Origin of the sequence: Pantoea sp. CCBC3-3-1, from assembly GCF_007981265.1 — a bacterium.
Classification (GTDB): Bacteria; Pseudomonadota; Gammaproteobacteria; order Enterobacterales; family Enterobacteriaceae; genus Erwinia.
On record NZ_CP034363.1, the window covers coordinates 2,495,189 to 2,508,600 of the forward strand.

The window sequence follows — 13,412 nt, forward strand, 5'->3', positions numbered from 1 at the left end:
CTCGCAAGCGATTGTTGAAAGACAGCCTGGATGTTGACAGCATATACTTAGTGCAAAGCTAACTTAACCCGCGCTAAAAATGCACGCCGATCGGGTAATCCGTTTTCGTCACCGTTAATTCTGTGAGTTATTGAGACAATATCATCTTTATCAGCTATAGGCATTGTGAATGGGATTTATGCCCTGCTCGGTCAATGATGAAAACCCTCTACTTTCCGTACAAAGTTGCGCCAGAAAGTGGCAGATTCTCAGATAGGTATTAATCTGGTATTTTGCCAGAATCGTGGGCAGATACTTTGGCATCAGCTGAACTATCCTGGCCTGATTTCGTCCTTTTGCACCTCGAAAGTGATAAGAAATTGCGTACAATACTTTAGAATCTATCTTTTTCATTCATTTATACCGGTTAATCATGACTAAAAAATTTGTACTGTTAACGTTAGTAGCGGCTATTTTTTCAACACAGTTACATGCAGAAGTCAGCTGTAGCAATATCACTGAGTTACATATCGCTAACAATCAACAAGCCGAATTCAAAGGTAATTTATTAAGATACCAGCAAAAATGCTGGTATCTTCCGCTAAAATCAGGACAGCGCTTACACGTTGAACTGAAGGATAACAACGGCAACTCGGCTATAACTGTTTATAAGCCAGGTGCAACCATAAAATACGGAAGCGGTAATCCGCAAGACGAAGATCCAGCTAATTACTACAATGGAGATACACTCAAAGGCGCCCCAGCTTATGGAAAGACCAGAAAAGTTGATGAAGTTGTGAGCGAGTCAGGGCAGTATCTTATGGTCGTTGGTCTTTCATTAGGCGCAGGTTCCGAGTTTAAAGGAACTGTACAGGCCAAATAACCTTTGACTCATTTTTTACCAACAAATATGAAATAAAAAGTCCTGAATAAGTAATTCGGGACTTAACCAGACAGATGCTTTCTGAATAAAACAATAAGTCACCGTGCGTTAATATTAAGACGATGTTAAACGCTTCTTATAGTTCCCTTTAATCTAAATAGTAAAATTCCGCATCAGCATAATTTCCCTCTTTCTCACATTTAGCGATCGGCTTTTGCAAAAAAATGATTTCCCGTTACGGCCCCAGATTTTCGCGCGGCATAAGCACTGACAGTGGACACGTTAAAGCGCATCGTCCGCGGATTCAACGGTACGTTATAGACGAGTCTGCGCCATTTATCGTTAAGTGCATCTATACCGTGAGCCCGAGCAAATATAATTGTTTTCGGGGGGCAAACGGGCAGAATTGCTCAAAACCTGTCCCAACGGTCACGAAAGGAACCTCTGACAGACCGGCGGTAAGAGGCATACACCCGGCCTCATTAAGCGGTCCTGGTTTCGTTACATAATTTATTATGAGTTTCAGCACAGACAAACACTTAGTTCCGCCCCTAACCGGGTAAGCTTGTTCAGTAAATTCGAACATCGGCCTCAGAATATTGCACTATCACTGAGAGATGTTTACCCATAAAGTGTAAAGCATTGAGCGGAAGCCCTTCCGCGTAACGCACAGGAAATTATCATGAGCAAAGTTTTAGTTCTGAAATCCAGTATTCTCGCCGGTTATTCTCAGTCCAACCAGCTGGCTGACCACTTTATTGCAGAGTGGAAAACCGCTCATGGCAGCGATGATATTGTCGTTCGCGACCTGGCCGCCAATCCAATCCCGGTACTGGACGGCGAGCTGGTTGGCGCGCTGCGCCCTTCTGATGCAACCCTGACTCCACGTCAGCAGGAAGCGTTGGATCTGTCGAATGAGCTGATTGCTGAAATTCAGGCTGCTGATACCGTAGTGATCACTGCGCCGATGTATAATTTCAATATCCCTACCCAGCTGAAAAACTATTTCGACCTGGTTGCCCGCGCTGGCGTGACGTTCCGTTACAGCGAAAACGGCCCGGAAGGCCTGATCACCGGTAAAAAAGTGGTGGTCATTTCCAGCCGTGGCGGCATCCACAAAGATACCCCAAGCGATCTGCTGACCCCTTACCTGAAGCTGTTCCTGGGCTTCCTGGGCATGAGCGACGTTGAGTTCGTCTTCGCTGAAGGCATCGCCTATGGGCCAGAAGTAGCGACCAAAGCGGCTAACGATGCAAAAGAAGCGCTGAAGCAGATCGTTGCTGCCTGAGATTTTTCCGTTCCGGGTGCCTGCTTCAGGCAGTTAACCTGAGATGAAGACCGAACCCTCTGCCAGCCCTGCTGTCAGGGGGTTTTTTGCAGGTTGTCCTGATTTTTTAACAGCGTTTTTACATCGTCATCCGCTTTAATTCGAATGTCGTGCTCGATTTTGACGTTCATGTTGATGGTAATCGGCTCTTTCGGCGCCGCCACTTCAATACGCGGAACGCAGCCGCTTAGCAGCAGTACGCCGACCGGCATCAGCAGAATGCATTTCATTCAGTGTTTTCCTTGTTGCGATGGCAGAGTGGCGTGCTGCTCCAGCCATGATTGCAAATTATCGCCGTAACGCAGGCTGCGCCAGAGCTGGAAAAGATTTTCCTGCTGCGTATAGTTCAGTGAAACACGCTGGTTTTTATCACTGAAACGACTGGTGCCATTGACCTGCGCCTTCAGGTTCATCTGCCCTGAACGGGTCATATCAAGCGTGGCCCAGCTGCGGGAAATCTCCATATAACGCAGCCAGTCCATTGCTGCGCCGGCGGCAATATTATTGGCCGCAAGCGTGTCGGCAAAATCCTTATCCAGCCGAACGGTCAGCGGACCATTATTGGCGATCCAGCCGCCTTCGACCAGCCAGTGCGGATTGTCCAGCCACAGCGGCAGCGCCGCATTGACATGGCCAGACATAGCGATCTGCTTCGGTTTTATTGCCGTTACCAACTCGCTCATACTGATGTTTTTCAGGCGCAACGTCGCCGCTTCCCGCTGCGGCATTTGCAGGCTGACAAGCGTCATCTGCCCACCCAACACATCGACGCTAACGTTCGTTAAACGCAGCGGCTGACGAGCGTTCCATGGATACCAGCCCTGTAAATCGGCGGTGATATTATGCAGGGAGAACTGGTTTTTGACCTCCGCAATACGCAGCGATACCGGCCCTTTGGCGCCGAAATACCACTGGTGGTCTTTAAACCTGAACGGCAGCGAAAAATTGATCCCGTTAATACTGTTATCCGGCATCCACAGGCTGCCGCTGTTCACCACCCAGTGACCGCCTGCGGTAAATCCTTCACTGGCTGCCGAAAACGCCACCTGGGCTTTCAGCGTTCCGTGCTGAATTTTCATTTTTAAATCTTCACTTAGCAGCGACTGAAACGCGGTGAGATCCTGTTGAGGCCACCACGCCTGACCACGCAGGCGTTCCCCATCCCACCGGCCGCGTACTTTTATCGGGCCGGTTGGCGGTGCGTCCAGATCGCCAGTGAACTGAAAAGCGGAAGGATCGACACCTTTTACGGCAATCAGTAGCGTGGCTGGCATCAGATACGCGCCGTTGCTGAAGTGGGTTTGCTGCGCCTCCAGGCGAAACTTTCCGGTGAATGCAGGATGCTGTTCATTGCGCTGCCAGCGTACCGGCGCGGTCAGGGTTAGCCTTGGATCCTGAACGTTAACGCTGCCGTAATTGATGTGATTAAAGCCGGTTGACAGTGACGCCAGCTCAATCAGCTGGTCCTGCCAGCGTCCCTGACCTTTCACATCCCAGGCTGCCGCCAGCGGCGCCAGTACCCCTTTCCCCCAGTAACGCCAGCGCCATTCACCTTTATCCGGCCAAAAATCGCTGGCCCGGCCATCCAGATGCAGGCGGAACTGGCCCCTCTGTGGGTCGTGCGCGGAAAGAATTGCCTGGAGCCGCCCGTCAATGCCGGCAGAAGAGACTTTGATACCGGAGAGCGGCCAGCGGGCTTCATCCACTTCCAGCGTAGAGAGCATACGTCCGCGCATCCGTAAAAGCGCACCGGGTTTGATATGCAAGAGGGGATCGAGCAGCGGCCCCTGCACGCTGCCCGGTATGCCGGCAAAGAAGAGCAGTCGGGCTAGTTTGCTTTCACCGGTCAGGCGAAACGGCAGCTCGCTGTCGGTCCAGTCCAGGCGGCCAGGCCCCAGCGTTAACACCACGTTCCCCTTTCCGCCGCGCCCCTGGGTCAGGACGTTCAGCCGACCGGTAATCTCAGTCGCTGACAGCCCTTTCTGCCAGTGCTGTAATGCCAGCGTGATGCCGCCCGAGACCGGCTGTGCGGCGTACGGCCAGCGCCATCTCCCCTGATCCAGGGTGATTTTATCCGCAGAAACCTGCCACGGCAGCAATGCCAGCGGTTCCGTCTCATCGGTCGGCTTTAGCATCAGTTCCCCTCGATCCTGCTGCCAGCGCAGCGTGGCTTTTAAGGGTGTGGGGATCTGCTGCAAAGCCAAATCAGCGCTCAAAATGCCGCTGGCGGGAAGCGTGTCAGGAATCTCAGGCAGCATCAGGGTTCCGCTCAGGTTCACAGGCTGCATGAGCGCAGCAGCCGTTAGCGTTAGCGAGTGCAAATTGAGCTGCTGCCCCTGTAATTCCGCCTCAAGTGACAGGGATTTTCCCCGATAGGTTATTCGCTGCCGATCATCAACGTTAAGCGTCAGGGATCCCGCCCAGGTTTGCCAGGGGCTAACAAGCAGCCGATCGACAGTGACGGTCGCTTTGGGCAGCATCGCCTGCCATTCAGCCAGGGAACGCGGTGCTGTTGGCTGTGAAGGCGTGGCAGGCAACTGGCTGAAACAGGCACTGTTGATCTCGACCTGGCGGGCATGTAACAGCCAGCGGCCCGCTTTATGACTCAATACCGGCTTGTTTACGGCAGCCAGCTCGCAATCTTTTACCCGGTAGTGGATAGCGGGCAGCTGAAGCCCTGCTGTTTCCCACACCGGGCGGCCCTCCAGGGAGAGCGTTGTTGTGGCAGGCAGCCAAAAACCCGCCAGTCGGGGAAGCCACCAGCTCAGGTTAAAAAAGGCCACCACCGGTAGCATCAAAATCAACAGCGCTGCAATCAGCCCTTTTCCGCCCCGGCTCATGACCGTTAATCCGCCCCATCCGTGAATATCATCAGGGTAAATGATGTCACGTTACGCGCGGCGGGAGAAGTTTTTAACCTGAAATTCATGCGTTAAGCATTAATTTTTCTGGCATAAACCCGGCTTCCACGGCTTAATGAGAACTATTATTAACCTTGAGTCTGGTTATATTTTCTTTACGGTCACAGGAGAGAAAGCATGAAACTCGCGGTTTACAGTACCAAGCAGTATGACCGGAAATACTTTGAGCAGGTGAACGAAAGCTATGGTTTTGAACTGGAGTTTTTCGATTTTCTGCTGACCGAACGTACGGCTAAAACGGCTACCGGCTGTACGGGCGTCTGTATTTTTGTTAATGACGATGGCAGCCGGGCCGTGCTGGAAGAGCTGGCTGCATTAGGGATCACATTTATTGCGCTACGCTGTGCGGGCTTCAATAACGTCGATCTTGATGCAGCGAAAGAGCTGGGGCTAAAAGTCGTACGCGTCCCGGCCTACTCGCCGGAAGCGGTAGCCGAGCATGCTGTCGGCATGATGATGACGCTTAACCGGCGGATCCATCGCGCTTATCAGCGAACCCGTGACGCCAATTTCTCTCTGGAAGGGCTGATTGGCTTTAATATGCATGGCCGTACCGCAGGAATTATTGGTACGGGAAAAATCGGCCTCGCGACTTTACGTATTCTAAAAGGCTTTGGCATGCGCCTGTTAGCCTTTGATCCCTATCCAAATCCTCAGGCGCTGGAGCTGGGCGCAGAATATGTTGATATCAAAACCCTGTTCCGTGAATCGGATGTCATTTCCCTGCACTGCCCGCTGACGCCGGAAAATAACCACCTGCTGAATATGGCGGCGTTTCAGCAAATGAAAGATGGCGTGATGATTATTAATACCAGCCGTGGTGGGCTGATTGATTCACAGGCGGCGATTGATGCCTTAAAACTGCAAAAAATCGGCTCGCTGGGGATGGACGTGTACGAAAACGAACGCGACCTGTTCTTTGAGGATAAATCTAATGACGTTATTCAGGATGATGTTTTCCGCCGGCTCTCTGCCTGCCATAACGTCCTGTTTACCGGACATCAGGCTTTTCTGACGGCGGAAGCGCTGACCAGCATCGCGAAAACGACGCTGGAAAACCTGAAGCAGCTGGAAAAAAATCAGCCTTGTGACAATGAGCTTACCGCTCAGAGCTGACTTAGGGGCCGCTGGGCAGAGCCCGCCCAATCATTTCATTGCCGGAAAGCTAGCGGGCGCAGGTGCCGCTGGCGAGGGCATTTTCACCGCAGCGTCGACCATTAGCCAGCTGGCACATCCCAACGGCGCTGCCGTCAAGCTGACGGGATAACGCCAGCGTGCCCCCGGCGCTGGCACAGGTGCTGGCGGCCAGTTCGGACATCATGACTTTTGGAACGTGCGCGCTGGTAGCCTGTTGCGGCGGTTCGTTGTCGGTATTGCTGCTACAGCCAGCCAGCAACAACGCGCAACCAGCTAACAGAAAGGTCGCTGCTTTCATTCAAAAAACTCCGGGATCAATGGACAGGGCGTGGGTCAGAATAAGCCATGAATTCTTATGGGTCGAGCGCTGTCACGAATATTTACTAAATAAAAAAATTCGAATGCAATAGCCACCGCTCTTATTTTTCCTTACCCTCTTTTAACAGGCTGTAGTTATTGAGTTTTACAACGAACTGAAAAGTCTATTTCAGTGCCGGTGAATGTCCGGCAAAGGTATTAACAGTAAAGGAGAACAGCATGACCGATAAACATGTGCGTATCGTGGCGAAATTTACCGCCAGGGCGGGCAAAGCTGAAGAGCTGAAGAAAGTGCTTAATGCTGGCGTCAAACCCGCTCGCGCTGAAGAAGGCTGTGTGCATTACGATCTGTATCGCAGCGTGGAAGATGGCAACGTGTTTCTGTTTCATGAAACCTGGAAAGACGCCCAGGCCGTGGATGTCCATGGCAAACAGGCCCACTTCCTCACCCTGATGGCCGATGCCGAACCGCTGCTGGCCCAGCCGCCTGAAGTGATTAAGTTCTGAAACGTGCCGTCATAAGTGATCAATACGGCAAAACTAACCCCAGCCTGGCTGGGGTTAATTGTTTTATTTCAGCAGGCGCGCCCGGCAGGATTTCCCTTTGATTTTCAGCTGCTGTAGCTGATTCATCACCTTACGTACGCTGTCATAACGAATCGCTACGTACGCCTGAGTCGGCCCGATATCAATTTTGCCGATAAGATCGCCGCTCAGTCCCGCTTCGCCAGTCAGCGCTCCCAGGATGTCTCCCGGGCGAATCTTTGCCTTACGGCCGCCGTCCAGGCTAAGCGTCGCCATCGCGGCTGGCAACGGTTTTGCCGCCACGGACTTCAGTTCTGACAGGCTGTGCCAGCTCAGCTTTTGCTGTAAGAAATCTTCCAGCGCGTGAGCGCGGATCATTTCATCTGCCGCGACAAAACTTACCGCTGTTCCCTCTTCTCCGGCACGCGCAGTACGCCCGATACGATGAACGTGCACTTCCGGATCGAATGAAAGCTGATAGTTCACCACCATCGCCAGAGACTTGATATCTAATCCGCGAGCGGCAACGTCTGTCGCGACCAGCACACGGCAGCTGCCGTTAGCAAAACGGATGAGCACCTGATCGCGGTCGCGCTGTTCTAAATCGCCGTGCAGCGCCAGCGCGCTAATCTGACTGTTTTCCAGTGCCGCGGCGATATCGTCGCATTCGCGCCTGGTGTTGCAGAACACCACGCAGGAAGGAGGCTGGCGATCGCTTAGCAGGCCAATTAGCGCGGTGAGTTTTTCACGCGGGCTTGCTTCATAGAACCGTTGTTCAATGACGGGCAGATCGGAAACCACGTCCGTTTCCACGCTTAATGGATCGCGTTGAATACGCTGGCTGATTTGTGCAATATCCTGCGGCCAGGTTGCCGAGAACAGCAGCGTCTGACGGGCAGATGGCGTATGGCCGATAATGGCGTCGATGTCGTCGCGGAAACCCATTTCCAGCATGCGATCGGCTTCGTCCAGCACCAGGGTAGTAAGGCTGTTCAACTGTAGCGTTTCACGCTTGAGGTGATCCAGAATGCGTCCCGGCGTACCGACCACGATGTGTGGCGCATGCACCAGAGAATCGCGCTGAGCGCCCATCGGCTGTCCGCCGCAAAGCGTCAGAATTTTAATATTGGCAGTGAAACGCGCCAGACGACGCAGCTCTTTAGTCACCTGATCCGCCAGCTCACGCGTTGGGCAAAGCACCAGCGACTGGGTAACAAATTGGGTGGCATCAATACGCTGCATCACGCCCAGGCCAAAAGCAGCCGTTTTGCCGCTGCCGGTTTTAGCCTGCGCACGAACGTCTCGCCCTTCGAGGATCGCCGGAAGCGAAGCTGCCTGAATCGGGGTCATGGTAAGGTAGCCCAGCTCGTTCAGATTCTCGATCTGGCTGGCGGGCAATGAAGTCAGGGTTGAAAAAGCGCTCACAAATTACTCTCTGAAAAAACCGGAGGAGGGATTGGCGCTGAGTGTAGCAGAAAACCCCTCCCCGATCGTCACCAACAGCAACTGATTTAGCCTGAAAAAAGTGAGTAGAGTGGCTGCATATATCATCTTCTGACTACGCTTATTGCCAAATATTGTTCTGTTGCAGCTAAATCAATTCCCGTATTGTCACCTGAATGTCTGTCAGATATTTGTCACATCAATAAACATGGCTTTATCAATGTTAGTGGAAGAAACCGTTGCTTCCGTAAACGCGTATTCTTCCCGCTCGCCTTCACGATCCAGCGGCAGATTTTCAAAGTCGAACAGATTGCGATCCGCCAGCTGGCTTGGGCTCACGTTCTGGATAGACTTGAAGACGCTTTCCACCCGGCCCGGATCTTTTTTATCCCATTCAGACAGCATCGCTTTGATTGACTGTCGCTGGAGATTTTCCTGCGAACCGCAGAGGTTGCACGGGATAATCGGGAAGTTTTTCTCCTCCGCATAGCGGATTAAATCTTTTTCACGGCAGTAAGTCAGCGGCCTGATCACCACGTTACGTCCGTCGTCAGAGCGTAGCTTTGGCGGCATCGCCTTCATGCGCGCGCCATGAAAAATATTGAGGAACAGCGTTTCGACGATATCGTCGAGATGGTGTCCCAGCGCGATTTTAGTGGCGCCGATTCGCTCAGCGAAGGAGTAAAGCGTGCCACGACGCAGCCTTGAACATAATCCACAGGTCGTTTTGCCTTCCGGGATCTTCTCTTTCACCACTGAATAGGTGTCCTTATCGACGATGTAATAAGGAATGTTCAGCGTTTCAAAATAGTCTGGCAGAATGTGTTCCGGGAAACCGGGCTGTTTCTGATCGAGATTAACCGCCACCACATCAAACTTGATGGGCGCAACTTTCTGCAAATTCAACAGGATATCTAACATTGCAAATGAATCTTTGCCGCCGCTCATGCAGGCCATAACCACATCATTTTCTTCAATCATGTTGTAGTCGATGATGGCGTTGCCAACGTTTCTTCTGAGGCGCTTCTGGAGTTTGTTGAACTCAAGCGATTCTTTTCTTGTATCGGTTTGATTCATAGCTAATTTCACAACGACCGATAAAACCGGCTGTAGATTTCCTGGTTAGGCACTAAGTTGGCGCGGATTATACGGGTTTTTCGGAAAGGTGGGAATATCACTGGGTAGCCGGATGCGGATCCGGGGCCGGTTCACAGTATGACGTCAACCGGCCAGCCTTTACTTACATATGCAGCGGTGGATCGGTAATCGGATCCGGGACATCCGGTGGCGGATCGGGCATGGGCTGGGGCGTCGGGATAGGTTCGGGAATCGGAACGGGGTCTGTTGGGACCGGGTCAGATGCGCGTGGATTTTCCATTGTGCTATATGACATCTCTTCCTCCTCAGACGTGACAGGAATTATAAGCATAGGCACGTCACGGAGCGCTGGCAAATGCGCAAAAAAAAGCCGGCTTGCGCCGGCCTGTATGAATTAAATGTGCTATGCAATAATTCAAAAAAGGAAGTAAGACAATATGGAGCGCAACGCCCATCGCTTGACGTTGCATTCACCTGCGAAAGAGAGTTTGCCTTAGGTGAGCAGGGATTTTATTGATGTCGATCAGCTTTAATCCCCCTTTTCCGCCTTTCGTCCCTCTGCGCCGTCCGCTTTTACAGCCATTTACGTCGATGTAACCACCAGGCAACGCCCATCACCAGTACCACTAACAACAGGCAAAACGTACTGAACCCATAATGCCAGTTGCCGCCCGGAATACCGCCCAAATTCACGCCAAACAGTCCGGTGAGGAAGGTTGTTGGCAAAAATACCATCGCCAGAAGCGACATGGTATAGGTTCTGCGGTTCATCGCTTCTGCCATCACCGTACTAATTTCATCCGCCAGCACGGCGGTGCGGGCTACGCTGGCGTCCAAATCGTCCAGGCCACGCCCGAGCCGGTCAGAAATATCCTGCATCCGGCGACGGTCGTCATCGCTCATCCACGGCAGCCGCTCGCTGGCAATTCGCGAAAACACGTCACGCTGCGGCGCCATGTAACGACGCATGATGATCAGCTGTTTACGAATAAGCGCCAGCTCGCCTCGTGGCGGAACCTGCTGCTCGACAACGGCATCTTCCAGCTCAATTATTTTGTCGTGTAATTCTTCAATGAACTCGCTGGTGTGATCATTCAGCGCATCGCACACTTCAACCAGCCAGCTTCCGCCATTAACCGGCCCATTACCGTTTTGTAAGTCAGTCAGCACTTCGTCGATGGCAAAAACCTTGCGCTGCCGGGTCGACACAATCAGCTTATCGTTAATAAATACCCGAATAACCACCAGCTGATCGGGACGCGACTCGCTGTTGAGATTGACGCTGCGCAAGGTGATCATGGTTCCATCACCCAACCGATTCACACGTGGGCGCATACTGTCGCCCCCTAATGCATCCCGCACCGCATCAGGGATCAGCGGCGTTGACATCAGCCAGTCCGCGCTTTCACGGTGGGTATAGTTGAGATGCAGCCAGCACGGCTGGTCACAATTAATCACGTCTTTATCATCAATGGGAATCAACCCGCCTTTGCCATCCAGCTGGCAGGAAATGATGGCATCTGACACCTGTAAAGCTTTACCTTCTATGACGTCCACAGCCGCTCCACGTTTCTTTATTTCAATGAGATACAGTCTAGCCTGACCGACTGCTGATGCAAAACACCCTTCTCACTTGCGAATGCTGAAAAAAAGCGCAACCGGGACATAAAATCCGATCGGGTTCACGGATCGGGCACGTACCGTTATCCATTACTTGTTATTTTCGCGCAGCCAGGGAAATATCCCGTCAGCTAAACAGGATTGTGACTGTTCAATCAGGCAAAACCTAAACCGCTTAGTGTGCCATACCGGCACTGATAAGCGGTTTAGGTTTTTTTTTGCTTTTTATTCAGCAATATACCGCGACACCCGTTTCAGGAGCCTCATTATGGAATATCAGCAGCTGGCCCAACAGATTTTACGAGGCGTGGGCGGCAGGGAAAACGTTCAGTCTCTGGTTCACTGCGCCACACGTCTGCGCTTCAAACTAAAAACAGCGGCAAAAGCAGACACTCAACATCTGAAGCAGAACCCCGGCATTATTACCGTTGTCGAGAGCGGCGGTCAGTATCAGGTCGTCATCGGCAATCACGTTAGCGAGGTCTGGCAGGCGTTATTAAACGAAGGCGTAAGCGAAGGCGACTCCACGACGGAAACACAGGAAAAACAAACGCTGTTTGCCCGTTTTATTGATATCGTTTCCGGGATTTTTACCCCTTTTCTTGGCGTTATGGCCGCTTCCGGTGTTTTAAAAGGGTTGCTGGCACTGGCGCTGGCGACCGGTCTGTTAACCGAGCAGAGCGGCGGATACAAAATTTTATTCGTCGCCAGCGATGCGCTGTTCTATTTCTTCCCGGTCGTGCTGGGGTACTGTGCCGGCAAAAAGTTTGGCGGCAATCCCTTTATTTGCATGGCGATCGGTGCCGCCCTGATTCATCCAGTCATGCTGGAAGCCTTTGTTCAGGAACAGACAGGCCTGGCACCGATGCGTTTTTTTGGCGTGCCGGTGGTGCTGCTGAATTACGCGTCTTCCGTAATCCCGATTATTTTTGCCGCCTGGACTTCCTGCCTGATCGAGCGGACCATTAACCCACGCATGCCAGGCGCGATAAGAAACTTTGCCACGCCGTTAATCTGCCTGATAGTGGTTATCCCACTGAGCTTTCTGCTGATTGGTCCACTTGCCACCTGGCTTAGTCGCCTGCTGGCCAACGGCTACGTGTTGATTTACGGTCTGAGCCCGCTGGTGGCGGGACTGTTTCTCGGCGGTTTCTGGCAGGTATTGGTGATTTTCGGGCTGCATTGGGGTTTGGTGCCGCTAATGATCAACAATCTCAGTATTCATGGCCAGGATACTATGCTGCCTCTGCTACTTGCGGCAGTAATGGGCCAGGCGGGTGCGACATTAGGAGTGATGCTGCGTACGCGTGATGCAAAATTGAAAGGCATCGCGGCGTCAGCATTTAGCGCGAGCCTTTTTGGCGTCACCGAACCGGCCGTTTACGGCGTAACGTTGCCAAAGCGTCGCCCATTTATTTTTGGCTGTATCGGCGGCGCACTGGGCGCTGCCCTCACTGGCTTTTACCAGACAAAAGTCTTTTCATTCGGCCTTGCCAGTATTTTTAGCGTTTTCCAGAGTGTCCCCAAAGCGGGCATTGATGCAACTGTTTACGCACTTATTGCTGGCTCGGCGCTGGCGCTGGTTTTTGCGGCTCTCAGCACTTACTTCTTTGGGCTAAGCAAAACAGCACCGCAGGCGGGTTCCCCTTCACTCGTCACGCCACGGGGTATGCCAACAGATGCCCTCCTCCGCACCTTATCAATCAGCAGTCCGATAGCCGGCAAAGTGGTGTCTTTGAGCGAAGTGCCGGATGAAACCTTTGCCAGCGGGCTGTTAGGCAAAGGCGTCGGCATCGTCCCCAGCCAGGGGCGGGTCTTGTCGCCGGTTAACGGGAGCGTGGCGTCACTTTTCCGCACCGGCCACGCTATTGGCTTACTTAGCCATGAGGGCGTAGAACTTTTAATCCACGTAGGATTGGATACCGTCAAGCTCGATGGCAAACACTTCACTGTCCACGTCAAACAGGATCAACCGGTATGCTGCGGCGATCTGTTGATTGAATTTGATATCGCCGCCCTTCATCAGGCCGGTTATGAACTGACCACGCCGATCGTTATTACTAACAGTGATGATTATCTGGACGTGCTTCCCGTTAATTCGCAGCAAGAAACCGCAGAAAATATGCCCTTACTAAGCCTGATCGTTTAACCGCTAACAAGG

13 protein-coding genes are annotated in these 13,412 nt (G+C 52.4%); 6 read left to right on the forward strand and 7 right to left on the reverse strand.

All coding sequences use genetic code 11. The features are described 5' to 3' along the window. Positions 1–412 precede the first annotated feature (412 nt). Positions 413–862: a hypothetical protein gene (locus EHV07_RS11610; protein ID WP_147198066.1), complete on the forward strand. Its 450-nt coding sequence runs from the start codon at positions 413–415 to the stop codon at positions 860–862. Between the two features lie 682 nt (positions 863–1,544). Then, positions 1,545–2,150 carry an FMN-dependent NADH-azoreductase gene (locus tag EHV07_RS11615; protein WP_147198068.1) on the forward strand — a complete coding sequence of 202 codons (606 nt, stop codon included), beginning with the start codon at positions 1,545–1,547 and terminating at the stop codon, positions 2,148–2,150. A 74-nt stretch (positions 2,151–2,224) separates the two neighbouring features. On the opposite strand, the gene EHV07_RS11620 is transcribed toward EHV07_RS11615, so the two are convergent. Together EHV07_RS11620 and EHV07_RS11625 are read right to left on the reverse strand one after the other, a co-directional pair. After that, complete coding sequence (locus tag EHV07_RS11620) at positions 2,225–2,419, reverse strand: YnbE family lipoprotein (RefSeq protein WP_147198070.1); 195 nt, start codon at positions 2,417–2,419, stop codon at positions 2,225–2,227. After that, entirely contained in the window at positions 2,420–5,029 is a 2,610-nt protein-coding gene (locus tag EHV07_RS11625; protein ID WP_147198072.1) for a YdbH family protein, read from the reverse strand. A 198-nt stretch (positions 5,030–5,227) separates the two neighbouring features. On the opposite strand from EHV07_RS11625, the gene EHV07_RS11630 reads away from it, so the two are divergent. Continuing rightward, complete coding sequence (locus tag EHV07_RS11630) at positions 5,228–6,226, forward strand: 2-hydroxyacid dehydrogenase (RefSeq protein ID WP_147198074.1); 999 nt, start codon at positions 5,228–5,230, stop codon at positions 6,224–6,226. A 49-nt stretch (positions 6,227–6,275) separates the two neighbouring features. Here EHV07_RS11630 and EHV07_RS11635 read toward each other — a convergent pair whose 3' ends face one another. Continuing rightward, positions 6,276–6,545: a DUF333 domain-containing protein gene (locus EHV07_RS11635; protein ID WP_147198076.1), complete on the reverse strand. Its 270-nt coding sequence runs from the start codon at positions 6,543–6,545 to the stop codon at positions 6,276–6,278. Between the two features lie 239 nt (positions 6,546–6,784). Between EHV07_RS11635 and EHV07_RS11640 the strand changes: the two genes are divergently transcribed. Beyond that, positions 6,785–7,072 (forward strand): putative quinol monooxygenase, encoded by a 288-nt coding sequence (locus EHV07_RS11640; protein WP_147198078.1) that lies wholly within the window; start codon positions 6,785–6,787, stop codon positions 7,070–7,072. Positions 7,073–7,135: 63 nt separating this feature from the next. Here the strand turns inward: EHV07_RS11640 and dbpA are convergent, their stop codons facing one another. From dbpA to EHV07_RS24515, 3 genes are all read right to left on the reverse strand, one after another. Further along, on the reverse strand, positions 7,136–8,515 hold the full coding sequence (dbpA, locus tag EHV07_RS11645; protein WP_147198080.1) for an ATP-dependent RNA helicase DbpA: 1,380 nt from the start codon (positions 8,513–8,515) through the stop codon (positions 7,136–7,138). A 201-nt stretch (positions 8,516–8,716) separates the two neighbouring features. Further along, positions 8,717–9,610 (reverse strand): tRNA 2-thiocytidine(32) synthetase TtcA, encoded by an 894-nt coding sequence (ttcA, locus tag EHV07_RS11650; RefSeq protein WP_147198081.1) that lies wholly within the window; start codon positions 9,608–9,610, stop codon positions 8,717–8,719. A 163-nt stretch (positions 9,611–9,773) separates the two neighbouring features. After that, a complete protein-coding gene (locus tag EHV07_RS24515) occupies positions 9,774–9,926 on the reverse strand; it encodes a hypothetical protein (RefSeq protein WP_168199569.1) in 153 nt (50 codons plus the stop codon). 60 nt (positions 9,927–9,986) lie between these two features. On the opposite strand from EHV07_RS24515, the gene EHV07_RS24520 reads away from it, so the two are divergent. Continuing rightward, a complete protein-coding gene (locus tag EHV07_RS24520) occupies positions 9,987–10,148 on the forward strand; it encodes a hypothetical protein (RefSeq protein WP_168199620.1) in 162 nt (53 codons plus the stop codon). Between the two features lie 56 nt (positions 10,149–10,204). Here EHV07_RS24520 and zntB read toward each other — a convergent pair whose 3' ends face one another. Further along, the gene (gene zntB / locus EHV07_RS11655; protein ID WP_147198083.1) at positions 10,205–11,188 is read right to left on the reverse strand and encodes a zinc transporter ZntB; all 984 of its coding nucleotides are present in this window, start codon (positions 11,186–11,188) and stop codon (positions 10,205–10,207) included. Between the two features lie 331 nt (positions 11,189–11,519). Between zntB and bglF the strand changes: the two genes are divergently transcribed. Next, entirely contained in the window at positions 11,520–13,400 is a 1,881-nt protein-coding gene (gene bglF / locus EHV07_RS11660; protein ID WP_147198089.1) for a PTS beta-glucoside transporter subunit IIABC, read from the forward strand. The last annotated feature ends 12 nt before the right edge of the window (positions 13,401–13,412 follow it).

What these genes read in the sequence shown, in the direction of transcription:
- EHV07_RS11630 (WP_147198074.1), top strand. Translation starts at nt 5,228, where the DNA reads ATGAAACTCGCGGTTTACAGTACCAAGCAGTATGACCGGAAATACTTT.
- EHV07_RS11640 (WP_147198078.1), top strand. Translation starts at nt 6,785, where the DNA reads ATGACCGATAAACATGTGCGTATCGTGGCGAAATTTACCGCCAGGGCG.
- EHV07_RS11620 (WP_147198070.1), bottom strand. Translation starts at nt 2,419, where the DNA reads ATGAAATGCATTCTGCTGATGCCGGTCGGCGTACTGCTGCTAAGCGGC.
- EHV07_RS11625 (WP_147198072.1), bottom strand. Translation starts at nt 5,029, where the DNA reads ATGAGCCGGGGCGGAAAAGGGCTGATTGCAGCGCTGTTGATTTTGATG.
- EHV07_RS24520 (WP_168199620.1), top strand. Translation starts at nt 9,987, where the DNA reads ATGCGCAAAAAAAAGCCGGCTTGCGCCGGCCTGTATGAATTAAATGTG.
- EHV07_RS11615 (WP_147198068.1), top strand. Translation starts at nt 1,545, where the DNA reads ATGAGCAAAGTTTTAGTTCTGAAATCCAGTATTCTCGCCGGTTATTCT.
- bglF (WP_147198089.1), top strand. Translation starts at nt 11,520, where the DNA reads ATGGAATATCAGCAGCTGGCCCAACAGATTTTACGAGGCGTGGGCGGC.
- ttcA (WP_147198081.1), bottom strand. Translation starts at nt 9,610, where the DNA reads ATGAATCAAACCGATACAAGAAAAGAATCGCTTGAGTTCAACAAACTC.
- EHV07_RS24515 (WP_168199569.1), bottom strand. Translation starts at nt 9,926, where the DNA reads ATGTCATATAGCACAATGGAAAATCCACGCGCATCTGACCCGGTCCCA.
- EHV07_RS11635 (WP_147198076.1), bottom strand. Translation starts at nt 6,545, where the DNA reads ATGAAAGCAGCGACCTTTCTGTTAGCTGGTTGCGCGTTGTTGCTGGCT.
- EHV07_RS11610 (WP_147198066.1), top strand. Translation starts at nt 413, where the DNA reads ATGACTAAAAAATTTGTACTGTTAACGTTAGTAGCGGCTATTTTTTCA.